The following is a 23,732-nucleotide window of genomic DNA, read 5'->3' as shown; positions in this document are numbered from 1 at the left end:
CTAGTCAGCATGACTAGATTTTCGAAATCGACCCACAAGGAGCCGACTTCACCGGGTCGGTGGGTCCTTCAAGACGCCAAGGCACGCTTCAGCGAACTGGTGCGGCGCGTCCGCAGCGAAGGGCCTCAGCATGTGACTGTGCACGGACGCGACGCCGTGGTCGTCGTGTCGGCGGAGGAATTTCGTCGGCTCGAGGGAGAGCGTACGGGGGACGCGTTGATCGCCGCGATGCAGGCGTCGCCCGCGCGCGACATCGACATTGAGCCCAAACGGGAAGCGATGCCCGTGCGCGAGATCGAATTGTGAGCGGATGGCTGCTCGACACCAATGTGCTTTCGGAACTGCGTCGTCCGAGGCCCAATGCAAAGGTCGTCGCATTCGTAGCTGCGCAGCCGCTCGATCGGCTCTATGTCAGCGTGGTCACTTTTGCGGAAATCCGCTTTGGAATTGAGCTTGTCGCCGACCCTTCGAGACGGGCCGAATTGCACGACTGGCTCACGCTCAAAGTGCGACCGCTGTTTACACAAAGGACGCTGCCGGTTAGCGAGGATGTCATGTTGAAGTGGCGCCTGCTCGTCGAAGAAGGGCGCAAGACGCGATATACTTTCTCCCAGCCTGATCTCATCATCGCCGCCACAGCGCTTCTCCACGGCTTCACGGTCGTGACGCGAGATACTGGCGATTTCGAGAAAGCGCGCGCGCCGGTTATCAATCCGTGGCAATGAACGCCGCGCACTCTTTGGTTGGAATGGGGCGCAGGGCGTATGGAGTGAGGCGTCGCAACCTTTGGCGGAAAGAGATTGAACCGGCGACATGCGTCAGTATCTCGACCTTTTGGATAAAATCCTGCGCGAAGGCGTGCGCAAGGACGATCGCACCGGCGTCGGCACGCTATCGCTTTTCGGCCATCAGATGCGTTTCGACCTGTCGCAAGGCTTCCCGCTGGTGACGACCAAGCGCGTGCATCTCAAATCGGTGATTCACGAATTGCTGTGGTTCCTGCAGGGCGACACCAACGTCAAATATCTGCGCGACAATGGCATCAGGATCTGGAACGAATGGGCCGATGAAAATGGCGACCTCGGTCCGATCTACGGCATGCAATGGCGGCGCTGGCCCGACGGCGACAGGGATATCGACCAGCTCGCCCATGTCGTCGAAGAGATCAAGCGCAATCCCTTCTCGCGCCGGCTGATCGTCTCGGCATGGAACCCCGCACAGGTCGACGAGATGGCGCTGCCGCCCTGCCACTGCCTGTTTCAGTTTCATGTCGCGGAAATTGACGGCGTGAAGCGCCTCTCCTGCCAGCTCTACCAGCGTTCGGCCGACGTCTTCCTCGGCGTGCCTTTCAACATCGCGAGCTATGCGCTGCTGACGCATATGGTCGCGCAGGTCACGGGCTGTGTTCCGGGCGATTTTGTGCACAGTTTCGGCGACGTGCATCTCTATCTCAATCATGTCGAGCAGGCGCGGCTTCAGCTCTCACGCGAGCCAAAGCCCCTGCCGCGCCTGAAGCTCAATCCGTCGGTGCGCTCGCTCTTCGACTTCAGATACGAAGATTTGAGCGTCGAGAATTATGACCCCTGGCCGGCGATCGCCGCGCCGATCGCGGTGTAGGCGGCGATGGAGCCCAAAATCGTCGCCGTCGTCGCGCGCGGACGCAATGGCGTGATCGGCGTCGCCAACGGCCTTCCCTGGCGGCTCTCGAGCGACCTCAAGCGCTACAAGGCGCGCACCTGGGGCAAGCCGATGATCATGGGACGGCGCACCTTCGAATCGATCGGACGGCCGCTGCCGGGGCGAGAAAGCGTCGTGCTCACCCGCGATCCCCATTTCAGAGCCGAAGGCGCGCATGTCGCGGCGGATCCCCAGGAGGCTTTGGCGACGGCGCGTCGGCTGGCCGCGCTGCTTGGCGTCGACGAGATCATCATCGCGGGCGGCGAGGAGATCTATCGCGCCTTTCTCGACCTCACCGACGTCATCGAACTCACGGAAGTGGCGCTCGATATTGCGGGCGACGCGCATTTCCCGGCGCTCGACCCCAAAGACTGGCGCGAGATCGCGCGCGAAGCGCCGCCCCGCGGCCCGAAGGACGAAGCGGACTTCGCTTTTGTCACGCTTGAGCGGGTCCGTCCCTAGAGCGCCCGAAACCAGTTGCGGCGCAATCCTGCTATGGCTATAAACCGGCCCGAAGCGGCTTCGGCCATTTCTGTCGGAGTGTAGCGCAGCCTGGTAGCGCACCTCGTTCGGGACGAGGGGGTCGGAGGTTCGAATCCTCTCACTCCGACCAATGTTCTCAAAAAAGCTAAGATGCGTTGACGCTCCGGAGACCAATGGAAGGCGCGGTATTCAGCGCGCATCCCAGCAAAAGCTCCGGGCGGAGCGTCTGAACGCGACCTGATTCTTTCAGCCTCGACGAAGCGCGCCAAGAATGCGAGGCTTGCATAGGGCTATAATGGCGTGCGCGCCCATAGCTCGCTCGGCAATAAAGCGCCGAGAGCGTCAGCGGATGAAGCCGGTATTTCCCGGTAAAGCCCGACCAACTGCGAGAAGTTCAGGCCCTCCCTTACGCGATCATTGAACGCCACTGGCGCCGGCCTGCAGCAGCTTGTCATCACGAATATTATCGTCGTCATCTATTCTTCTGGAGGGTATTATGACCCCTACGACATGCAAAACATCTCAACCGCTATCCTTTGGAGATTCTTCTCAGCAAACCTTCAAGGTTTGCACGTTCCTTGTGAACGTGCTCAGTAACATGTATGAACAATGGCTCAATGCCGGCTCGCCGCGAGACTTTGATTGGCAGCCGGCTAACGCTTGCCCGATCACCAAAGATTTCAAAGTAGAAGACTACGCCTTTGGTCAGCTGATTTGGAGCACGTTCACTTTAGAGTTTAAAAAGACAGTTACTGAACCTTTCGGATGCCTGGTTAAATCCAAGACCGACGGCAGTCTTTATCTCGTTTTCCGGGGAAGCAAAAGCCTTGAGGACTTCGAAGTCGATATTGAATTCAAACCGGTCGCGTATAGCGCGCCGACGCCCAATCCCCCTCCCGGCATTCTCGTCGCAAGAGGTTGGTACGCAGTTTACACTGGACTTGTGGAGGCGCTGGACGCCCAGCTCAAAACAATCGGCCCTAAACCTCTTACCATCACCGGCCACAGTCTCGGCTCGGCGCTTGCCACGCTTGCTGTGCCATTGGCGGCTTCCCACAATATTGCCGCCCGACACTATAATTCGGCAAGTCCAATGGTTGGGCTAAAACCCTTCCACGATTACTATGAAAACTTAAAGGTTCAAACATTCCGTCTTGTGAACACGGCCGACACCGTACCGAATCTTCCGCCAAAAGGTAGCGGCGACTATCAACACGTCGGCGTCGAGGTCCCCTTCAACGCGGACTATGGCGCTGAGAAGAAAACACACAACCCGTGTTGCAGCTACGCCTATGCAATCTACAATCCGGGTGCGCCCTGCAATAAAGACTTTGACGCCTGCGCCCCGACGCTCAGTCAAGCCCACGACTAAACCGACAATACCGGATGACCGGCGGCGTCTGACTGGGTCACGGCCCGCGTATTGAATCTATGCGGTGAGAAAGAGAAAGCCCAGCCGCGAGGGCAGGGCTTTCCTGGATCCGTCGTTGAATGATCGATCAGTATTTCGCCAACACCGGCGCCGAAGAGCCGAAATTGAAGTGGTAGTTCACGCCAAAGCGGATCGTGTGGAAGCGGGTGCGGTTGTTGACGTTGTTCAAGTTGAGGCCAAAATTGAAGCCGTTGTTGTTATTGCCGCTGAGCTGCGTATAGAGATACTCGGCCTTGACCGACCAGTTCGGCAGCGCAACGAACATATATTCGGCCCCGCCGCCGGCGGTCCAGCCCGTCTGCACCGTGCTGTTCTGGTTCAACCAGCCGTTGCGTTTCACCTCGCCATAAGCGAAGCCGCCTGTGCCGTAGACCAGCAGCTGCGGGCTCAGCAGGTTGACGCCGACGCGGCCACGCACCGTGCCGAACCAATTCAGGCTCGCGGTGGTTACCGGAGGGAGACCAAAGAGCCAGGCGAAGCTGTTGCCGCCGGCGCCAGAGCCGATGCTGGTGCCTTGGAAATCGGTCTCGACGCCGACGACGAACATCGGCGTGAGCTGATAATTGTAGCCAATTTGAGCGCCGCCGACGACGCCCGCCCGGCTACCGCCGTGATTGTTGACGCCCCACCCCCAAGCGTTGGATGAATTTTGGGCGTAAAAGCCGACGCCGAAGTTGAGACCGGCGTAAAAGCCCGTCCAGGTCATGATCGGCGGCGGGGGCGGCGGCGGCGGCGCCTTGTAGGACGGAAGGTCCGCGGCCATGGCCGAACCAGCCGTCAGCGCGAGGGCAAAAGCGGCAAAAGTTGCCTTCTTCATTATAGCTTCTCCTAAAGCTTAAAACGGCTTGGCCGAATCCCCAAACCAGAGGCGGCTTCCAGGTAAAAAAAGCGACCAGCCCTGCACAGTCAAAGCAATTTAGAAGCTATTCGGCCCTCCGGGCACGCTTTCCACCCGACTGTGGCAGCGGCGCCACAACCATGAAGCGGGTTTCCATCAAAAAAATCTCTCAAGCTTTTCGGAGCCTTAGGGCCGCAGAGGATGCGCGCCCACGTTTCGAGGTTGGACCAGATCGACCTTGGTCCAACCTGCCCCGCCACGACTACCGCCCTCAGTGTCCGTCATTGGAAAAGTGCTGATAGTCGACGCTTCTCTTCCAATGTCCGCCCCAGCGCCAGCCTTGTCGCGCGAAGGCCCTGGTCACGACGTCGCCGTCGACGATGATCCCGACGATATCTCTCCTGCGCTTGAAGGGCTCGTCATAGGCGCGCCCGGCTTCAGGCTCGGTGAGGTTTCCTTCCCGGTAGGGGTTTTGAACGGGATTGATGTCCACGGCCACGCCATAGGCGTGTCGCGACATCGCGCCACGATCGGTCGTTCGGCAATTGAAGGCGCTCGTATTATTCGCCGCCATCGATCGCGCGTCATCCCCTCCAAATTCATCGATCAGGGACATTCGATAGATTCGAAATCTCCCGCTGTCGTAGATTTCCTCAAAGGCGGCTGCGACTGCTTTTGCGACGCTTCTTGCGACAATCAAAGAGCCGGTCTGCGCGTTGCCGTCGAAATCCCGGTAAGGAACCCTCAACAGAACAAGTTCGTCGCGCCCCGGACATCGAAGCTCCGCGCGCCACGACCTTCCCTGCATGTAAGCCCATACTGCGTCAGGTATGGGTTCAGCCGTCACCTCGGCGCCGCGCGCATGTGCGACTGCGCCAGCGAGAAGCAAAAACAGAAGCACAACCGCTCCGACTCGTGAGCAGCGCATCGTCAAAATCATTTGCGCGCCAATCCGCATCTTCGTTCCGCCAGCGCTTCACCCACGCAATCTTCTCGGAGCGCTCTCAACGGCCTTCGATCATCGAGACGGCAACACGGTTGAATTGGCATATTCCGATGCACGCCAACGTAAGAAAGGCAGCGCCTCGATCGTCAGCGCCGCAATGCACACGAATTCGCCGACTCCATCCGCGATCACTAGGTCGCCGATTGTGAGTATCGCGAGTCCCTTGCAGATTTCCGAGACGGCAAAAATTCCGTTTGCTCTGGCCATGCAAACCAACTTGCCGAGCGGGCGGTCAGTTCGAGCAGTAATTGCATTCGCCGAAAAGAGGACGATCTCTTTTTTTCCGGTCGGCGGCCCGACAGATGATGGCGCCCGTGGAAAGCCCATGCCTAGCCTTCATAGATGGAGGTGTTGTTCCTCTACCTTGAATTGCGAACGCCAATATGGCCGACATGCGGCCCCACCTAGGCACAAGGCGCGATGAGATGACTGCGCGCTCTGTCTCCGCCGCTCTCGGGTCGTAAGCATCCAATAGAAACGCCCCGACTGCGGAGTGGCAGCGGGGCGTTTCTTGCGTCTCATCGAACTGGCGTGCTTCTCAGCACACCCATAGCCAGTTGCCGACGGAATCGCTCCACTGCCAGCACACGCCGGGGTTAAGAGGCCGCCAGGGCGTGCTCCAATCCCTCTTCTGATAGCGCCACAGCCCGCCATAGGACTGGACGTTGCCATCGCTAGGGTACGATCGCTGCGCTTGAGCCATCGGCGCGAAAGCGAAAGACGCCCCGATTATCAATAGCACGAGCTTGCGCATTTTTTCCTCCAGATTGTTTGGCTGTTAGCCAGTTCAACTGGGTCAGGCGCAAGGTCATTCAACCCGCCGGCGAACGCTTACATAGTCAAGCGTATCCGACGCAGCTTATTGTTCAATCCTAGGCTTGCGCGGCCGAGGCAAACGCAAAGCTTAATGTTTTGCAAAACGCTCTATGGCGTTGATAAACGCCTCCGGCGAAGCGGCAATGCGTCGAACGACATGCATCGGCAGTTGGACGAGCATCCGAACCGTCGAGACGTTGACGATGACTTTCGACGCGGAAACGAGACGCTGCATTCGGCTCTCCATACTTGGTCTGCGCGGCGCTGCTGTGCGGGGAGGCATTCGGCGGCGCTAAGCGCGAATTCTGAGATATGTGAGCGCACACTCTAAGCATGCCAGCGTTTCGGCTGGGTTGCCGCAATGTTGCCGGTTGTTTCGGGCGTGGGGCGAATTTGTGCGGCGCGTCGCCCCGCTTCGGTTATTCGCCGAGTATATCCGCCCGCAATCGGCCGGCGACGATATCGACCGCCGCCGCGACCGTCGGCGACATCGACGCGCCGATGTCGAAGGTTCCGCCTTCGATCGCATAGACGACGCAGCGCGAGGGCAGTGCGCCCAGCGCGCGGGCGAGCTCCAGAGCTTCGGCGAGGCCGAAGCCATGCGTCGATGCGCCAAAAGCCGCTCGCGGAAGCGGGCCTGTGCCGACGTCAAAGCGGCGGATCTCGCCGGGCGTCGCCCCGGAAACGCAGGCGTCGACAATGTAGGCGGCGTCCGCGCCCTCGAGCCGCGCCAAGACGCGCGTCGCCTCGCCCTCCTCCTCGATGATTTCGACGTCGGCCGGCGACGCTCTCAGCGCACGCGCGACCGCGCGGCCTGCCGCATCGTCGCCGCGCTGGGGATTGCCGATACAGAGCACAATGATGCGCGGTCCTTCGCGCGCGCTATCGACCCCGGTCGACATCGAGCCGCAAAAAATGCGTCGCGCAGGAAATGCAGGGGTCGTGATTGCGAATGGTCTGCTCGCAGCGGTGACGCAAAGCGTCGTCCGGCAGATTGAGCCACGCGGTCGCGAAAATCTTCAGATCCTCTTCGATGCTCGGCTGGTTCTGCGACGTCGGGGGGACGATGCGCGCGTCGGCGATCTTTCCATCGGCATGAAGCTGATAGCGGTGATACAGCATGCCGCGCGGCGCCTCTGTCGCCGCAAAGCCAACCCCCGCGCGCGGTTCGAGATCGACGGCCGGGCGGTCAGGCTCTTCATATTGGTCGATGATCCGTAGCGCCTCGTCGCAGGCGTAAAGAACTTCCACGGCGCGAACGATGATGCTGCGGAAGGGATTGGCGCAGACCGATCCAAGTCCCGCTTCACGCGCGGCTTCGCGCGCGATCGGCGAGAGAGACGCGGCGTTCAGGGCATAGCGCGCCAGGGGCCCCGTGAGATAAGCCCCACGCGCCTTGATGTGCGCGTGCAGCGCGGTCGAATGTTCGACGTGGCTCTCTTCGAAATGTTCGTCATATTCCGCGGCGGCGATGTCGAGCCCGCGGCTTGAGACGATGCGGCCCTGGTTCAAGGGATATTCGCCGTCGCCGCGCAAGGCGACGAATTCATAGTCGCGCTCGACGTCAGGAAAATCAAAACCGGCCGTCCAGCGCACGGTCGCGAGCGCTCCGTCCCGCGCGCGCTTTAACTCTTCGGCGAGCGGCTGAAGTTCGCGCCGGCGCGGCGCACGATAAAAGCCGCCGACGCGGACATTGATCGGATGAATCTCGCGGCCGCCGAGAAGCGCGATAATCGCATTGCCGGCCTTTTTGAGATCGAGGCCCCGACGCACGATATCGGCGTGGTCGCGCGCCATTTCGATTGCGCCCGCATAGCCGAGGAAATCCGGCGCGTGCAGCATATAGATGTGCAGCGTGTGGCTCTCGATCCACTCGCCGCAATAGAGCAGCCGTCGCAGGTCGCGCAGCGGTCCATCGACAACGACGCCGAGCGCGTTCTCCATCGCGTGAATCGCGCTCATCTGATAGGCGACCGGACAAATGCCGCAGATGCGCGCCGTAATATCCGGCGCCTCGCTATACATGCGGTCGCGCAGGAAGGCTTCGAAGAATCGCGGCGGTTCGAAAATATTGAGTTCCGCTGATTGCACGACGCCGTCGCGCGCGACGACCTTGAGCGCGCCCTCGCCCTCGACACGGGCGAGCTGATCGACCTTGATCGTCTTAACGATCATGACGTTCGCTTTCCTCGCGGAAGGCGTCGGCGTTGGCGTTGAAGGTTCTATAGACGCGCCGCAGCGCATCTTCATCCATGCCGAGTCTGCTCAGCCATACCGACAGTGACGGCGTATTGGGCGTCTCCATCGGGCCATAGCAGCCATAGCAACCGCGATTGTAGGAGGGACAGAGCGCGCCGCAGCCCGCATGGGTGACGGGTCCCAGACACGGCGTGCCGTGACCGACCATGACGCAGAGATTGCCGGCGATCTTGCATTCGACGCAGACGCTATGCGGCGGCGTTTGCGGCTTGCGCCCGGCGAGGAAGGCAGAAATCGTTTCAACGAGCTGCCGCGTGCTGATCGGACAGCCGCGCAGTTCGAAGTCAACCTTCACGTGATCGGAGATCGCGGTCGATGTCGCCAGGGTCTCGATATAGTCCGGCCGCGCATAGACGATCGCGGCATATTCGCGCACGTCGGCGAAGTTGCGCAGCGCCTGAATGCCGCCTGCGGTGGCGCAGGCGCCAATCGTAATTAAGAACCGCGACTGTTTACGGACCTCCTGGATGCGCGCCGCATCATGCGCCGTCGTCACCGAACCTTCGACGAGAGAAAGATCATATGGACCTTCGACCGACGCGCTCGTCGCCTCGAGAAACTGCGCGATCTCGACCTCGCCGGCGATCTCCAGCAATTCGTCCTCGCAATCGAGGAGGCTGAGCTGGCAGCCGTCGCATGAGGCGAATTTCCAGACAGCGAGTCTTGGTCGAATGCGCGCCACGTCACAGCTCCCGATAGGCGAGAAGATCGCGTACGCGATCGTAGCGGTGGACCGGCCCGTCCTTGCAGATGAACAGCGGACCGAACTGGCAGTGGCCGCAATGGCCGATGGCGCATTTCATATTGCGCTCCATCGAGACGAAGATGCGCGAATCCGCAATGCCCGCGTCTTCGAGCGCCAGCGCGGTCGCGCGGATCATCACTTCCGGTCCGCAGATCATGGCGACCGTGTCCGCCGGATCGTAGCGGAGCTTGGACAGCAATGGCGTCACATAGCCGACGTCCCCGGTCCAATCTGGTGCAGCGCGCTCCACCGCGACGCGCAGCTGGAAGTCAGGCGTCTTCCGCCATTCTTCGAGTTCGCTGACAAAGATAAGGTCGTCCGGCGTGCGCGCGCCATAAAGCACGCCCACTCGGCCGTAAGCGGCGCGATGACGCAGCAGCCAATAAATCGCCGGCCGAAGCGGCGCGAGGCCGATGCCGCCGCCAATCAGCAGGACGTCGAAGCCCTTGGCCTCCTCGACCGGCCAGCCGACGCCGAAAGGACCGCGCAAGCCCACTTGGTCGCCAGCCTTCAATCCGCCGAGCGCCGCGCTCACCGGCCCGACGGCGCGGATCGTATGGGTAAGCCGCTCTGGCGCCTGCGAATCCCCGCTGATGCTGATCGGTATTTCGCCGACGCCGAATGCGTAGAGCATGTTGAACTGCCCCGGCGTAAACGGCGTCGCGCGCTCAGGCGCGAGATCGAAGGTGAACACCTCCGCCGACTCGCGAATGAATCGCGTCACCCGCGTCATGCTCGGCGCCATCGGATAGGGCGGCGGCGCGCAGGCTTTAAGCGTTTGCGGCATCATACATCCCGAGCGCCTGCATGCGCGCCGACTGCAAGCGTTTGACGAGCGGCGGAATGAAGCGCTTCATCATTTCATAGCCGACGCGCGGATCCGCTTCGCATTTGCCGCGCAGACACTTTCCATCAAAGGAAATGGCGCGCGTCAGTTCGACGGCGCGCGCATCGAAGGACGAACGATACGGCGGAATAAGCCATTCGGCGCCAAGAATTTCTCCGCTCTTGACGGTGAGAAAGGTGAAAGGCCCCCGACCTGGCACGAAAGTCTCCAGCGCCACAGCGCCATGTCGCACGAGATAGAAGGAATCGGCTGGGGCGGCTTCACGGAGAAAATACTCTCCCGGCTGCAGGATGACGTTCTTGGCGCATCCGGCGATAAGCGCCAATGTTTCTTCGTCGAGCCCCTCGGCGAAGGGATGATGACGAAGCAGATCGGCAATGTCCTTCATGGCCAGTCCCCAGCGGACGTGTCACAGCCGCGGATGGCGCGCACCTCTTCGGTAATGTCGATGCCCACCGGACACCAGGTGATGCAGCGCCCGCACCCCACGCAGCCCGACGAGCCGAACTGATCGATCCAGGTCGCAAGCTTGTGGGTCATCCATTGGCGGTAGCGCGATTTCGCGGTGGCGCGCACGCTGCCGCCATGAATATAGGAAAAATCCATCGTGAAGCAGGAATCCCAGCGACGCCAGCGCTCGGCGTGCTGGCCGGAAAGATCGGAGGCGTCTTCCACCGACGTGCAGAAGCAGGTCGGACAGACCAAGGTGCAGTTGGCGCAGCTCAGGCAGCGGGTCGCCACCTCGTCCCAGCGCGGATGCTCGAGATTGCTCATCAGCAGTTCGTTGAGGTCGTCCGAACGCATTTCGCGGCCCATCGAGGATGCGGTGTGTTCGATGACAGCTTCACCGGCTTCGACCTCGCGACTTGACGCGGGCCGATGCGGGACCTGCGCCAGGAGTGCGCGCCCCTCGTCGCTGCCGGTCTCGAGGAGAAAGATGTGCTCGGTCCCATCGAGAAGCTCGGTCAGTGCGATGTCGAACCCCTGATTGACGCGCGGACCCGCCTGCATCGAAACGCAGAAGCAGGTGCCTCCCGCCTGGCCGCAATTGACGGCCACGATCAGCGCGCGCTCGCGCAGCGCTTTGTAGTGCGGATCGACATAGAGATCGCCGACGAGAACCCTGTCTTGGATTTCAATCGCGCGAATTTCACACGCCCGCACGCCGATGAAGGCGAGACGATCGGATGGCGGGGGTTCGGGCGTGACGCTTGCGTTCTCGCCATCGCGTTCGGCCGTCCAAAGCCGCAGCTTCGGCGCGTGCAGAAATTTTTTCCACGACTGCGGCCCGACGGAATATCCAAAGAGCGCATCGTCATCGCGTCTGGCCAATCTGTAACGGCCGCCGTCCTGCTCGTCCGTCCACCCGCGGGGCAGGTCCTCGACGGATTCGATATCGTCGTAAACAATCGCCTGATTTTGCACGGTGGGGCCGATGGCGCGGTAGCCGCGCGCCCGGATCGCCAGCAGCAAGGCTTGCAGGCCGTCCGCCGTGATGATCGCCGCCGCTTCGTCAGCTTTGGCCATGAGCGCTCCTAACCCGGCTTCCTGCCCGCAGATATCAAATCGAACGACGTCGGATGTTTCGTCAAGTCTAGCCTTTGCCGGCGTCCTTGTGACGCGAGGATGACATTAGGCTGACGTCCGGCGTCGCGCGCGATCGTCTTACCCGGCCACGCGATCCTAGAGCCCAAGTTTACCAGCAGGCGAGACGAGCGGCGCCCGCACTCCGCGCCCAGTTGCTCGGTTCCCGCGCACGAACTATCTTGAGCTTCTAATTCGGCCAACAGGCGCGTGGGACAAGGCGAACTTGCCGCCGCTGTGTCGCTCGCGCCGAACTGCGAGGATTTTTCATGTCCAATAGCCCCGATCCGGCCGAACCCAACTTGCCCGATACCTCGCCGCAGCACGAGAGCTGGGCGACGTCGATCGAGCACGGCATTGAAGAGATCAGAACCCAGTCCGCCGGCGTTCTCTTCCTCGACGTCATCAAGATCGACCTGCCCTACATCGTGATGCTGTCAACGGCCGTGCTCGGCATCGGCATCGTCACCTTCACGGGACAGCCGGTCGCCTACTACTGGGAGTTCCTGACGCCGGTCTATTGCGCGATCTGCATTTATATCGGCTGGCGGCATACCGAAACGACGCATGAGCGCACGCGGCTGGTTTGGACGCAAATACTGCACTGGGCGGCGTTTCTCTTCGGCATGTGGCTGATCTATTCGCCGCCGCTGCGAAAACTGATCGACGTCAACGCGGCCGGGCTCAATCTGATGGTGCTGCTGGCTGTGGCGACCTTCGTCGCGGGCGTTCACGCGGCCGCATGGCAAATCTGCGTCGTCGGCTTCATTCTGGGGATGTTTGTCCCCGCGGTGGCGATCATTCAGCGTTCGTCGCTGTTCATTATCGTTTCCCTACTCGGCATATCCTTCATCGCCGCCAGCATCTACATCACGCTGCACTCCCATCGCCGAAAAGCTCGCGAGGCGGCGGAGACCGTCTAAGCAGGTTCCGAAAAAGTTGGCAGACTTTTTCGATGAGAACCTGCTCCAACATTTTGATTTAGAGCGCTTTCCGATCACATGATTCCATGTGATCGGAAGCGCTCTTAAGAGGCGCGCGCCGAAGAGCTACTCGGCGCGCACTGCGATCAGGCCGAGGTCGGCTGCGCCGCCAGCGCGGCACGGATGGCGTCGTCTTTGGACTTATCGAACGACGTCCGCAGCACCACGCCGCCGACTCCTTTCAGTCCTTCGAGAACCTTGTCGGTCGTCATCTTGCGCACGAGCAGGAACAGCGCGGCGCCGCCGGGCGGAACCGCGGCCGCCACGTCCTTCATGAATTTATCGTCAATGCCGAAGTCGGTCAGCGCGCCCGAGACGGCGCCGGCGCCGGCGCCGATCGCGGCGCCTGCGAGCGGCATCATAAAGATCAATCCGATCAGAGCGCCCCAAAAAGCGCCGGAAACTCCGCCAAGGGCCGTTGTGTTGAAAAGCTGATTGAGCTTTATCGCGCCATCGGCATTCTTTACGGCGACGACCGCGTCGCCGAGTTCGATCAGATATTCCTTCTGCATGGTGAAGAGCTTCTGCCGAACTTCTTCGGCCTTTTCTTCCGACGGAAACGCAATCACGAGAAGATCATTCATTGGCCTCTCCTGTTCCGCGCGCGGATCTCGCGCGCCGCCATTGACGATCTAGTTCAGTGAAAAAAGCAAGACAATGCGCGAAGGAGCGGCTGAAGCTGAGTGAAGAGATCTAATGAGGGTCGGCGGACGCCGCCGTCATCGCGTTCACAGCGACGCTGGCGGGCCAGCCTTCCATCAAATCAACAATTTTCGTGACGGCGCGATGGCGCGATCTCGCAGCGGGCGCGCTGCGGGACACGACGCGGCGCGGCATACAGGAAGCAGAGCGGCGAAAGCGCCGCGGCCAGCAGCAGCATGACGATCACCATAGGAGTTTCTCCCGGTTTTTGTGTCGCCGCCCGCCTTGAAGCGGGCGGCGAAGTCTCGGATTACTCGGTCAGGAGGGCGACGCCTTCCTTGCCGATCAGGCGCTGAATGTTCATCAGCAGCTGAAGCACGACGCCGAACACGCCGAGCGCCATCCAGCCGAAGAACACGAAGCCCCAATGCAGCGGCGCAACGAACAGTTCTTCCATGAACCAGAACGTGTGGCCCCACTCATTCAGGCCGACGTTCGGGATGATCATGAACGGGCCAATCGCCACGATCAGATAGGCCACCGAATAGCCCTTGGAGAAATACGGAAGACGCGTCTTCGCATAGAAGAAGCCGCCGACCGCGATCACCGAGTAGATCGGGTAGCTCATGTAGAACTCGATGATGTGCGACGGCGTGAAGTCCGTGTCGCGAATCACCGTCATGTGCCAGGTGCCGTCCTGCTCGGTGAAGAACGACGCGCCCCAGTAAATGGCCGCGGCGTAAACAACCAGCCATTGCACTTCGACAACCAGGCGGCGCATCTCTTCGCGCGGCGCCAGGTTCGAGAAGTCGCGCGTGCGCGTCTTCCAAAGAAAGCCCGCAAGGCCAATGCCGGAGATCAGCTCAAGCGGAATCTCGGTCCAAAGGATCGACATCCAATATGTCTGAAACTCCGGAGCGAACGAATCAAGGCCGGCGCGCCAGCCAAAAACCTGCTCGTAAATCCGGACGACCAGATAGAACCCGTTCAGAACGGCCAGGCCGATCCACATGCCCTTCAGGTCTACTACAGCTTCCGTGCCAGCAGCAGCGCGGGCTGCTGTGTCAGTCGTTGAGCTCATTATGACTCCTCCATAAAATTTGTCTCGAAGAGACGCTCTTCGAGGCTGACGCATTTTGCTTGTTATGGCGCATTGAAACAGTGACTTTGTCGCCAAATACGGCGCAGAACCCGCCACGCGAAGGACCTCGAAAACGCGCTTCCGGTCCTCTCGCGATGCAAAAAAAAAGCCCGGCGCAGACGCCGGGCCTTTCTTTTCAATCGCCACAGTTTAGACCGGCTGCGGCTCCAGGCCGCCGACGTCGGGCTCTGGCTTCTGGCCAGTCGTCGGCACCGCCGAGCCGCGCGGCGGCGGCGTTGGCGTCGTCTCTTCGCGCACCGGCCGCTTGCCGGCAAGCAGGCCCTTCATCTCGTCGCCGGACAGCGTCTCAAATTCGAGAAGCGCATTGGCGATCGTGTCGAGTTGGCTGCGCTTTTCCGACAGGATGCGCATCGCCTCGTCATAGGCCTCCTGCACCAATCGGCGCACCTCAGCGTCGATCGTCTGCTGCGTCGCCTCGGAAATCGTCTGCTGACGCCCGAGGGAATATCCGAGGAACTGCTCTTGCTCGGGATTGGCGTAGGCGACGGTGCCGAGCTTGTCCGAGAAGCCGAGCTGAGTGACCATCGCACGCGCCACACGGGTGCATTGCTGGATGTCCGAGGCCGCTCCCGACGTCACCTTGTCGTGGCCAAAGATCATTTCCTCGGCGACGCGGCCGCCCATGGCGATGGCGAGCATCGCGGTCAGCTGCTCGTAAGTTTGCGAGATCTGATCGCGCTCGGGAAGGCCCTGCACCATGCCGAGCGCTCTGCCGCGCGGAATGATCGTGGCCTTGTGGATCGGCATCGCGCCAGGAACAGAGAGCTGCACCAGCGCATGGCCGCCTTCGTGATAGGCGGTGAGTTTCTTCTCCTCGTCCGTCATCACCAGCGTGCGACGCTCGGCGCCCATCATGATCTTGTCGCGCGCGTCCTCGAACTCCTGTTTCGTGACGATCCGCTTCGAGCGCCGCGCCGCGAGCAGCGCCGCCTCGTTGACAAGATTCATCAGATCGGCGCCCGAGAAGCCCGGCGTGCCGCGCGCGACGATCTTCAAATCCACGTCCGGCGCCAAAGGCACCTTGCGGGCGTGAACCTTGAGGATCTTCTCGCGGCCGATGAAATCCGGGTTCGGGACCTGGATCTGCCGGTCGAAACGGCCCGGACGCATCAGCGCCGGATCGAGCACGTCCGGACGGTTGGTCGCGGCGATCAGGATGATGCCCTCATTCGCCTCGAAGCCGTCCATCTCGACGAGCAGCTGATTCAGCGTCTGCTCGCGCTCGTCGTTGCCGCCGCCAAGGCCGGCGCCGCGATGGCGGCCGACCGCGTCGATCTCGTCGACGAAGATGATGCAGGGCGCGTTCTTCTTCGCCTGTTCGAACATGTCGCGCACGCGCGAAGCGCCGACGCCCACGAACATTTCGACGAAGTCAGAGCCCGAAATCGAGAAGAACGGCACCCCCGCCTCGCCGGCGATGGCGCGCGCCAGCAGCGTCTTGCCGGTGCCGGGCGGTCCCACCAGCAGCACGCCGCGCGGAATGCGCCCGCCGAGCCGCTGGAACTTCTGCGGATCGCGCAGGAATTCGACGATCTCCTGCAGATCCTCCTTAGCTTCGTCGACGCCGGCGACGTCCTCGAAGGTGACGCGGCCTTGAGTCTCCGTCAGCAGCTTCGCTTTCGATTTGCCAAAGCCCATCGCGCGGCCGCCTGCCCCACCCTGCATCTGCCGCGCCATGTAAATCCACACGGCGATGAAGAGCAGCAGCGGCAGCCCATTGACGAGCAGAGTCGTGAGCCAACCCGGACTGTCGTTCGCGGGCTTGGCGCTGATCTGCACCTTCTTGGACTCAAGCTTCTGCACGAGGCTCGGGTCGCTCGGCGCGTAGGTCGTGAAGGAGCGGTTGTCGTTAAAGTGGCCGGAAATCTCATTGCCGGACATCGTCACGTCATGGACGCGGCCTTCGTCGATCTGCACCAGCAGCTCGCTGAAGGTGATCTCGCGAGCCGGCGTGCGGGTCTGCTGATGCTGGAACAGCCCGAAAAGCAACGCGCCGACTGCGACGAACAGGACCCAAGGCAAATATTTCTTCCAATTCGCCTTCATTTTCACCTCCATGACGAGAGCCGCGGCGGGCCGGGGCGTCGTCGTCAATATGTATGCATCCCCCACCGGAAGCCGAAGATGCCTCGACTAGCGCAGGATGAGATTAGAAGTAATCTAGGTCAGGATGGCGCAATAGCCAAACAGGCGTCATAATTCGCCAAAAGTTGAGCGGATGAAAAAGATTGTCATCGCCGGCCTAAATGAATGCCTGGGCTCGGCTTTCTCGGGACTGACGGATATTTTGACGCTCGCGCGGCGCGCCGTCGTTCGCGCCGCCGCGCCCGCTGAAAGCGCTGAAGATCCTTTCTATGTCGTTGCGGCAAGCGCGGACGGCGAGTCGATCCGCGATCGCGCGGGCGCGAGCTTCCCCGTCGCCGCGTCGTTCGAGGCCATCGCCGCCTGCGACGCGATCATCGTGCCGAGTTTCTGGCCCGGCGAGGACGGAAAGCCGCCGGACATGTCGCGCTTTGGTGCGACGGCCGCCTGGCTACGGCGCCACCATGTGCGCGGGGCTCTCATCGCTGGCTGTGGAACGGGCGTTTTTCTTCTCGGCGAGGCGGGTCTCCTCGATGGCCGCCGCTGCACGACGAGCTGGCGGCATCATGAGGAGCTGAAGCAGCGGTATGCCCGAATCGACGCCGCCTGGGGCGCGCGGCTGATCGAGGACCGTCGAGTGGTCACCGCCGCCGGCCCCTTGTCGTGGATCGACGTCGCTCTGCATGTCATTCGTGAGCTTTGCGGGGTCGATGCGGCGCGGATCGCGGCGGAGTTCACCCTGGGCGAGGCCGCGCCCTTCAAAGGCGCGCAGCTCGGCCCGACCGTCTACAACACAACAGGGCTGAACGAAGGCGCCGGCGCCTTTTTGTCCGATGCCGAGCGAATCGTTCGGCAGTCCAACTCGTCAATGAGCGCTCAGGAGCTCGCACGGGCGCTTTCAACCTCCGAGCGAACGCTGCATCGCAGGCTCAAACTGGCCTCCGGAGAGTCGCCGAAGACCTTCATCGATCGGATACGCGTCGAGACTGCGCGCATGTTGCTGGAAACCAGCGCCAAGCCAGTCAAGGAGCTGGCCTCCAGCGCCGGCTTCGCCGACGAGGCGAGTTTTCGGCGCGCGTTCCGGCGTTTCGCCGGCATGGCGCCGAGCGCCTATCGGGTGTGGGCGCGCGCCAGAAGCCAGAACAAAGGCCAGCTTTTCGCCCTGCGCAAGGAAGCGGAAATCATTCCGAAAATGCTGACGACCATATTCGACGCCTGCGTCAACGGGGTCACGCTCGCGGACCCCGACCTCGAAGATTCGCCGATCATTTACGCCAATCGACCGTTCATGCGGATCACCGGCTATGAACTCGACGAGATTATCGGACGCAACTGCCGCTTTCTTCAGGGCGACGACCGCGACCAAGAAGGAAGACCGCGGCTGCGCGAAGCGATCCGCAATCGAGAACAGATCGAAGTCACGCTGCGCAATTATCGCAAGGATGGCGCGCTGTTTCACAACAAGCTCAACATCACGCCGCTCTTCGACGCCGACGGCCGCCTGCTGTATTTCCTCGGCGTGCAATATGACGTTAGCGATCAGGTGCAGGCCGAACTCGAAATCGGCGACCTTAAAGCGAAGCTTATGTCTTTGACGGATTAATCGTCATTGCGGCGCACAGACGCTGAAGCCGAGCCGACTAACCGTTGTTTAGAGCCGGATTACTGGCCGCAAGCCGAAACGGCGCAGCGCTCTTTTGAGCGGCGTGGCACGTGCATCGCAAAACCTTTTCCTACTTGGCATATTTCTAAGTCGGTGCGCTAATTTGTCGCGCCTGCCTCAGATGCGGTCTTCGTTTCCTCAATGGGCAGCGAGCCACAGGACAAAGCCATGAATGCGATCTCAGCGATTCTCTCGATTTTTGCCGCGGCCGCCGCCATTACGCTTGCGATCACCGCGTTCGTGAACGCCTGACCCTCGCGGCCACAAAAGCGTCGCTCGCCGCCCCGCGGCGAGACGCCGACGTCCTGATTTTTTTAATTGCCCCTCGGAGGCTAGCCCGGCGAGAGGCTGTTTTGTTCATGACCAGCAGCCCGTCTGGCGCAAACGTTCCAGATCGGCAAGATTGATCGGCGGCGCCGAGGCGTCGCCCGCAAGACTTCTGAATGGCGCGTCCATCGCCGCGCCGACTTCATAGAGCACAGCAAATATGTCGGCGCCGTCGATGCGCATCGGCGGCGCTAATGTTTCGCCGGGGCAGCCGCGATGCGACAGCAGCCGATGCATCGAGCTGTCGAAAACGCCGATTACATGCGTCAGCGCGGCGGCTTCAGCGATCGCATTCAGCGCGACGCCGAGCTGACCGATCGTGCGATCGATGGCGGCCTCCGTCGCGGGAGAATCTCCGGCAGCGCGGAGCGTCAAACGACTCGCTTCCCAAATCAGCGGGCTTTCGACGCGCAGACCATCCGGCGCAGCTCCCGCGAAACCGTGGTTCAACATCGTGACGCCGGTAGTCGGCAGAATCCTCAGCGCTCCCGCGACGCCTTCCATTTCGTCGAGCGCAAGAACGTAGAGCGGATCAAGCGAATCAAAATAATCGACGACCGCCAAGCGATGGACCGCCGCGGACGATCGACCGGCATGCGCGCGAGCAGCGCCGAGGCGCAGGTCATACATCTCACCCATGAGACGGGGAAAAAGCGCGCGCGATTCGCCAGGCAGCAGCGCGATCATCGCTCCCGCCGATTGATCGAAGAAAAGTCAGCGGGAATGGACCCGAGCGCAGAACGACGCCGTTCAACGCCGACGCGAATCAGCCCTATCCGGCACGCCTCCTCGACGGCGTCGTCGACCGAGTCGGCGTGAAGCCGCGCGCGCGCCGTTTCGAGCCAGAAGCGCACAGCTGTTGGACCAGCGCCAAGCGCGACCCCGATCTCCTGATCGCTGATCCCTTGCGCCTTAAGGCGCAGGCAAGCCAGCTCCGGATCCGACAACGGCATGTCGACGTGGCGTTCTATGGCAAGTGAGCCTCGCACGCCGGCGTGAAAGATCGCGCTCATGACCATGAGCCGGCGAATCAGGAATTGACGCGGCGACAGCAGGGGTGAAGCGTCTTCAGGGCAGCAGACGCTAAACAGCGCATATTCGCCGCTTCGGCCGCGCAGAGGAACGGAGAAACCATTGGCGCCGAGGTCGAACTCCAGCGCTTCGCCCAGGAGTTTACAAACTATCGGATCGTCACGATCCAGCAGGCGCCAATCGAGCGGCATTATCCCGCCGAACCCAACGCGCAGGACGGGCGCGAGATCGACACGGCGCGCCTGGGCATAGGATTTTCGCCATGAGGCGGCATGAACGGCGGACAGCAGCGGTCGATCGGCCAGCCCTGTCGGGATGTTGAAGGCGAGATAAGCGACGTTCGCGAGGCCTGTGGCCCGCAGGAATTCACTGAGGAAGCTGTTGGGAATCGGGAATCTCTCGGCGCGCGTGAGCCGATCGATGAGATCGAAAACATCCTCGCAATACACGCGACGCCCGTGGCCGGAAGCAATTATCAATTTGATACAGCGTCGCCTCAGGTTAGGCAATGCGCAGGCCGCGAAGATAGCAAAAGGGGGACTTAAGCCCCCCTGTAAGACGAAACGGGGCGTGAGCCCTTTCCGCAAGAAAAAAGCCCGGCCAATCCGGCCGGGCTCTTTCATATCGATTGTTCAGGCTGGATCAGTATTTCGCAACAATCGGGGGAGCGCCCCAGTTGAAGTGGTAATTTACACCGACGCGCGCGATGACACCGTCGTACTTCACTCGAGTCGTAGGAACATTCATGGCCAAAGGCCCGCCCAAGCCAATCAGCGGAATCGAAATTGGCGACATATAGATAACCGGGCTCGAAGCAAAAGTTGCGCTACCGAGATCGTAATAGAGTGCCTCAGCTTTGACGCTCCAGTTTTGCGCCATCATCCATTCGAAGCCGCCGCCCGCCGTCCAACCTACTCGCGTGTCTGAATAGCGGCCAGAACCTGGCACCACGGGCGCTCCGAAACCAAGAAGCGGAATACCCAAAAAGGCGAGATTTGCATTAGCAGCGGCCGAATGAGTCGCGTTGGCATTAACGCCACCGTAGGCAAGACCGCCAGTTCCAAAAACCATAAGTGTCGGAGTGAAGAGCCAGCCTAGGCGCCCGCGGACCGTTCCCATCCAATCAATGCCAGCATCGATTTGACCGGAACCCACTGCTACGCGATTTACGGTAATAACATTCGCAAAGTTAAGCGCGTCAGCACCAGCCCCAACGTATCCCCCGCGTCCACGAATTCCAGCTCCTTGAATGTCCGCTTCAAGGCCGACTACAATGCTTTGGCCCCACTGATAATTATAGCCGACTTGGCCGCCCCCAATGAAGCCGTTTTGGTTAACATTCGCGACGCCCGAGTTCGCGAGCGCAGTTGTTCCAAAGCGAAAGTTTGACACCAGGATCGGCGACAGAGGCGCCGTCAAAGCGGCGAGTGCATCCTGAGCAGGGAACGCGCCAGTATTTACTTGGTTGCTGGTGCCAAAAGCATAGCCTGCGTTCAAGCCAGCATAGAAGCCGGTCCACAGCGGCGGCGGCGGCAGCAGGGGCGGCGGAGGAGCCTTATAGCTAGGAAGATCGGCCGCGAATGCAGAACTGGCCAGCGCCAGCGCGAGCGTCGCGATGGAAAATGTCTTTTTCATTTGTAATCCTCATGGCGTTAAGTCCAAGCATGGATCCCCACTTCCGCGCTAGGGAACCTCAGCGATCGCTCGCTAGGCATATTCAGGGAAATCTTCCCGCCATGCACAGTCAAAGAAAAAGTAACTTGTGAAGCGTCACTGTGGCCACTTTTCGCGCAATTGTGGCGCCAAAGCCACAGCTACTATCCGCCGCTTAAACGTTTTAAAAATATAAAGAAAATGCCCGACGTTTCGGCCGAGCTCCCATGTTGCGACCTGTTCGGTCATCAGTATTTCGCCACAATCGGGGCGACGTCAGTCAGCCAAAAAAAAGAGCCCGGCCAACCGGCCGGGCTCTTTCATATCGATTGTTCAGGCTGGATCAGTATTTCGCAACAATCGGGGCAGCGCCCCAGTTGAAGTGATAGTTGACGCCAGCGCGGACGATGTTGCCGTTGAAGCGAGTCTGCGACTGCGACACCACACCGGCGATGCTCCCCGCCGGAAGAGCCGTAAGCGTGCTGTTGAGGGTCGTCAAAACGCCCGCCGAGTAGCTGACATTGCCGAGATCGTAATACAGATATTCGACCTTGGCGGACCAGTTCGGCATGAACATCCATTCCAAGCCGCCGCCCACCGTCCAGCCGACGCGCGTGTCGGAAAAGGATCCGGACGAGAAAGCGGCGCCAGCAATACAGTTCGCCGGGAACTGAGCGCAGTCATTGTTAAACTGCGCGATGCCGGTCGACACCGAGACGCCGCCGTAGGCGAGACCGCCGGTGCCGTAAACAAGCAATGTGGGGGTGAAGAGCCAACCGAGTCGGCCGCGAACCGTGCCGATATAGTCGAGCCGCTTGGAGGTCGTGATCGCGGTCGTAACGATTTCGCTGGCGGCGATAAAGGGAAATGCGCCCGCTGCGGTGACAGACGTCTTGTTGCTGTTGCTGCTGGCGACGCCCTGGATGTCAGCTTCTACGCCCGCGACAAGGCGGCCGCCCCAAAACTGCCAGTTATAGCCAATCTGGCCGCCACCGATGAATCCGCTGGTATTGCCCTGCGAAACGCCCGAGGCCCCGAGCGCGGAATACGCAGCATATAAATTTGCCGCGCCGCCGGCTCCGGGGGCGGAGAAAAGCGGGGCTGACGACGTCCAAATGTTATTGCTGCCGCCCCAAGTCCCGCCGGCGTTCAAACCGACGTAGAAGCCGCTCCACAACGGGGGCGGCGGCGGCGGGGGCGGCGGAGGAGCCTTGTAGCTGGGAAGATCGGCCGCCAAAGCCGAGCCCGTCAGCGCGACCATAAGAGCGGCGACGGAAAGAGCTCTTTTCATCTGTGTCCTCTTTAGCTTGAGGCGGAAACCTTCGCCCGATTGCCTAGTTGAAAACCTTCAGCGATCGCTCGCCATGCACTGCACTCAATCAGTCGAGGCCGCGCACAGTCAATCCAAAAGCCCCGTATCTGGCGGGCGTTCGGTCGGAATTCCGGCTGGTGTGGCGCCGGCGCCACAATGACGCAGCGCTCAGAGTTTGGATCGACTGGCTGGCGGGGAGGTTCAGTCGCGACTCGAGTTATGGAGCGCTCTAAAAGGGTGCTCGGCGCGCGCTCATTGGCGTCGCTCTCCCATGATTGGAGGCGACGACGCACAGCATCCGGCCTTGCGTCGAAAGGGGACGCTAGCCGTTGGAAGCCGCTAGGCGCGCGTTCTCGCCGCAGCGCCGTTCCTCCTTCGAGCCTTGCGCCGCCTTGTCCTCCAGCATCCGCGCGGCGACCAGATCGAGCGGTCCCACGGGGCAATCTGCCACCCAGTCGAGCCGCCGCGCGGGCGCAAGCGACCCCAGTACGCGCGAACAGCTTTTGCCGAAATGACGCAGAGGCAAAAGCAGAAGCTCGAACTCCGCCGCATCGCGGTCGGGCGCGGTCCGCGCGGTCCGGGCGCGCGCGACAAGCGGCGTTTGAGTGTCGATGACCCGGCGAATCGCCTCAGCCGCCTCCTCCCGCCGCGGCGCTCGCCACCATTCAAGGAAGGAGCGTCCTTTCTGCTCGCGCTGCCAGAGGGCGTTAACCCGAGCGCCACAGAGACGGAGCGGAAGTCGGCGCTCCGGGTCCACTTCGATGATGAAGATGTCGGGCAGAATGTGGCGAATCGCGACCGGATCGATCTCCGCTCGATCCGGCGCCGCCCGTTCTCCTTTCAATCGACCCCAATAGTCGTGAAGATCCCTGGTGACCGGCAATATCATTCAAATCCGCCCGACGCTCGCGCGCCCCCGCCCAGGATTGGGACGCCTTGCCCCGCCGCGCGCCAACCCTTCTTGAGGGGAGCAGCGATCGTGCCATCGGCGCGGCAATCGCCAGGAGGGGAGCTGACCAACGGCCAAGCCCCCGCACCATGAGCAAAACCGCCAAACTGAACCTGTCGGAAGGCGCTCCTCCGACCGCTGGCGCTCGCGGATGGCGTCGCGCCGTCGTGGCCCGGCGCCTCAAATCGGGACGCTCGCCGAGGCCGGTCGCGCTAGATTAGCATTGAGGCTGCGCGGGCT

Annotated in this window: 25 protein-coding genes and 1 tRNA gene; 8 read left to right on the top strand and 18 right to left on the bottom strand. The window is 61.3% G+C overall.

The window, feature by feature from the left end:
* The first annotated feature begins 9 nt into the window (after positions 1-9).
* The 6 genes from EHO51_RS05040 (at position 10) to EHO51_RS05015 (ending at position 3,532) form a co-directional block, all read left to right on the top strand.
* A complete protein-coding gene (locus EHO51_RS05040) occupies positions 10-306 on the top strand; it encodes a type II toxin-antitoxin system Phd/YefM family antitoxin (protein WP_109025442.1) in 297 nt (98 codons plus the stop codon).
* On the top strand, positions 303-725 hold the full coding sequence (locus EHO51_RS05035) for a type II toxin-antitoxin system VapC family toxin (protein WP_124737976.1): 423 nt from the start codon (positions 303-305) through the stop codon (positions 723-725). The genes EHO51_RS05040 and EHO51_RS05035 overlap by 4 nt, the downstream gene beginning before the upstream one ends.
* A gap of 88 nt (positions 726-813) precedes the next feature.
* On the top strand, positions 814-1,617 hold the full coding sequence (locus tag EHO51_RS05030; protein ID WP_124737975.1) for a thymidylate synthase: 804 nt from the start codon (positions 814-816) through the stop codon (positions 1,615-1,617).
* A 6-nt stretch (positions 1,618-1,623) separates the two neighbouring features.
* The gene (locus tag EHO51_RS05025; RefSeq protein WP_124737974.1) at positions 1,624-2,139 is read left to right on the top strand and encodes a dihydrofolate reductase; all 516 of its coding nucleotides are present in this window, start codon (positions 1,624-1,626) and stop codon (positions 2,137-2,139) included.
* 74 nt (positions 2,140-2,213) lie between these two features.
* A tRNA-Pro gene (locus tag EHO51_RS05020) sits at positions 2,214-2,290 on the top strand.
* A 366-nt stretch (positions 2,291-2,656) separates the two neighbouring features.
* Positions 2,657-3,532, top strand: a complete 876-nt coding sequence (locus EHO51_RS05015) for a lipase family protein (protein ID WP_124737973.1) — start codon at positions 2,657-2,659, stop codon at positions 3,530-3,532.
* Positions 3,533-3,659: 127 nt separating this feature from the next.
* On the opposite strand, the gene EHO51_RS05010 is transcribed toward EHO51_RS05015, so the two are convergent.
* The 10 genes from EHO51_RS05010 to EHO51_RS04970 all read right to left on the bottom strand — a co-directional run bounded on the left by EHO51_RS05010 (position 3,660) and on the right by EHO51_RS04970 (position 11,630).
* Positions 3,660-4,409, bottom strand: a complete 750-nt coding sequence (locus EHO51_RS05010) for an outer membrane protein (RefSeq protein WP_124737972.1) — start codon at positions 4,407-4,409, stop codon at positions 3,660-3,662.
* A gap of 292 nt (positions 4,410-4,701) precedes the next feature.
* Positions 4,702-5,331, bottom strand: a complete 630-nt coding sequence (locus EHO51_RS05005) for a M15 family metallopeptidase (RefSeq protein WP_245434750.1) — start codon at positions 5,329-5,331, stop codon at positions 4,702-4,704.
* Between the two features lie 117 nt (positions 5,332-5,448).
* A complete protein-coding gene (locus EHO51_RS05000) occupies positions 5,449-5,763 on the bottom strand; it encodes a hypothetical protein (protein WP_124737970.1) in 315 nt (104 codons plus the stop codon).
* A gap of 577 nt (positions 5,764-6,340) precedes the next feature.
* On the bottom strand, positions 6,341-6,487 hold the full coding sequence (locus EHO51_RS20465; RefSeq protein ID WP_164479345.1) for a hypothetical protein: 147 nt from the start codon (positions 6,485-6,487) through the stop codon (positions 6,341-6,343).
* 184 nt (positions 6,488-6,671) lie between these two features.
* Positions 6,672-7,154 carry a hydrogenase maturation protease gene (locus EHO51_RS04995; protein ID WP_124737969.1) on the bottom strand — a complete coding sequence of 161 codons (483 nt, stop codon included), beginning with the start codon at positions 7,152-7,154 and terminating at the stop codon, positions 6,672-6,674.
* Entirely contained in the window at positions 7,135-8,427 is a 1,293-nt protein-coding gene (locus EHO51_RS04990) for a Ni/Fe hydrogenase subunit alpha (RefSeq protein ID WP_124737968.1), read from the bottom strand. The genes EHO51_RS04995 and EHO51_RS04990 overlap by 20 nt, the downstream gene beginning before the upstream one ends.
* Positions 8,417-9,193, bottom strand: coding sequence for an oxidoreductase (locus EHO51_RS04985; protein ID WP_124737967.1), 777 nt, complete (start codon positions 9,191-9,193; stop codon positions 8,417-8,419). Before EHO51_RS04985 ends, EHO51_RS04990 begins: the two co-directional genes overlap by 11 nt.
* A 1-nt stretch (position 9,194) precedes the next feature.
* Complete coding sequence (locus tag EHO51_RS04980; RefSeq protein WP_124737966.1) at positions 9,195-10,046, bottom strand: FAD/NAD(P)-binding protein; 852 nt, start codon at positions 10,044-10,046, stop codon at positions 9,195-9,197.
* The gene (locus EHO51_RS04975) at positions 10,027-10,491 is read right to left on the bottom strand and encodes a cyclic nucleotide-binding domain-containing protein (protein ID WP_124737965.1); all 465 of its coding nucleotides are present in this window, start codon (positions 10,489-10,491) and stop codon (positions 10,027-10,029) included. The genes EHO51_RS04980 and EHO51_RS04975 overlap by 20 nt, the downstream gene beginning before the upstream one ends.
* Entirely contained in the window at positions 10,488-11,630 is a 1,143-nt protein-coding gene (locus EHO51_RS04970) for a 4Fe-4S dicluster domain-containing protein (RefSeq protein WP_124737964.1), read from the bottom strand. The genes EHO51_RS04975 and EHO51_RS04970 overlap by 4 nt, the downstream gene beginning before the upstream one ends.
* Positions 11,631-11,956: 326 nt before the next feature.
* On the opposite strand from EHO51_RS04970, the gene EHO51_RS04965 reads away from it, so the two are divergent.
* Positions 11,957-12,610: a hypothetical protein gene (locus EHO51_RS04965; protein WP_124737963.1), complete on the top strand. Its 654-nt coding sequence runs from the start codon at positions 11,957-11,959 to the stop codon at positions 12,608-12,610.
* Between the two features lie 146 nt (positions 12,611-12,756).
* Here EHO51_RS04965 and EHO51_RS04960 read toward each other — a convergent pair whose 3' ends face one another.
* From EHO51_RS04960 to ftsH, 3 genes are all read right to left on the bottom strand, one after another.
* On the bottom strand, positions 12,757-13,254 hold the full coding sequence (locus tag EHO51_RS04960; RefSeq protein WP_124737962.1) for a DUF1269 domain-containing protein: 498 nt from the start codon (positions 13,252-13,254) through the stop codon (positions 12,757-12,759).
* Between the two features lie 368 nt (positions 13,255-13,622).
* Positions 13,623-14,393, bottom strand: a complete 771-nt coding sequence (gene amoC / locus EHO51_RS04955) for a bacterial ammonia monooxygenase, subunit AmoC (protein ID WP_026222791.1) — start codon at positions 14,391-14,393, stop codon at positions 13,623-13,625.
* 210 nt (positions 14,394-14,603) lie between these two features.
* Positions 14,604-16,520, bottom strand: a complete 1,917-nt coding sequence (ftsH, locus tag EHO51_RS04950; RefSeq protein ID WP_124740047.1) for an ATP-dependent zinc metalloprotease FtsH — start codon at positions 16,518-16,520, stop codon at positions 14,604-14,606.
* Between the two features lie 172 nt (positions 16,521-16,692).
* Here ftsH and EHO51_RS04945 point away from each other — a divergent pair, with 172 nt between their 5' ends.
* Positions 16,693-18,159, top strand: coding sequence for a GlxA family transcriptional regulator (locus tag EHO51_RS04945; RefSeq protein ID WP_124737961.1), 1,467 nt, complete (start codon positions 16,693-16,695; stop codon positions 18,157-18,159).
* Between the two features lie 417 nt (positions 18,160-18,576).
* Here EHO51_RS04945 and EHO51_RS04940 read toward each other — a convergent pair whose 3' ends face one another.
* From EHO51_RS04940 to EHO51_RS04920, 5 genes are all read right to left on the bottom strand, one after another.
* Positions 18,577-19,233, bottom strand: a complete 657-nt coding sequence (locus EHO51_RS04940) for an acyl-homoserine-lactone synthase (protein WP_124737960.1) — start codon at positions 19,231-19,233, stop codon at positions 18,577-18,579.
* On the bottom strand, positions 19,230-20,027 hold the full coding sequence (locus EHO51_RS04935; protein WP_245434748.1) for an autoinducer binding domain-containing protein: 798 nt from the start codon (positions 20,025-20,027) through the stop codon (positions 19,230-19,232). Before EHO51_RS04935 ends, EHO51_RS04940 begins: the two co-directional genes overlap by 4 nt.
* Before the next feature lie 193 nt (positions 20,028-20,220).
* Positions 20,221-21,213 (bottom strand): outer membrane protein, encoded by a 993-nt coding sequence (locus EHO51_RS04930; RefSeq protein ID WP_124737958.1) that lies wholly within the window; start codon positions 21,211-21,213, stop codon positions 20,221-20,223.
* Between the two features lie 361 nt (positions 21,214-21,574).
* Positions 21,575-22,522: an outer membrane protein gene (locus EHO51_RS04925; RefSeq protein WP_124737957.1), complete on the bottom strand. Its 948-nt coding sequence runs from the start codon at positions 22,520-22,522 to the stop codon at positions 21,575-21,577.
* Positions 22,523-22,865: 343 nt separating this feature from the next.
* On the bottom strand, positions 22,866-23,432 hold the full coding sequence (locus EHO51_RS04920) for a PAS domain-containing protein (RefSeq protein ID WP_124737956.1): 567 nt from the start codon (positions 23,430-23,432) through the stop codon (positions 22,866-22,868).
* Positions 23,433-23,732: the final 300 nt, after the last annotated feature.

It is taken from the genome of Methylocystis rosea, assembly GCF_003855495.1.
Lineage (GTDB): Bacteria > Pseudomonadota > Alphaproteobacteria > Rhizobiales > Beijerinckiaceae > Methylocystis > Methylocystis rosea_A.
This window is presented reverse-complemented; position numbering and strand designations above follow the sequence as displayed.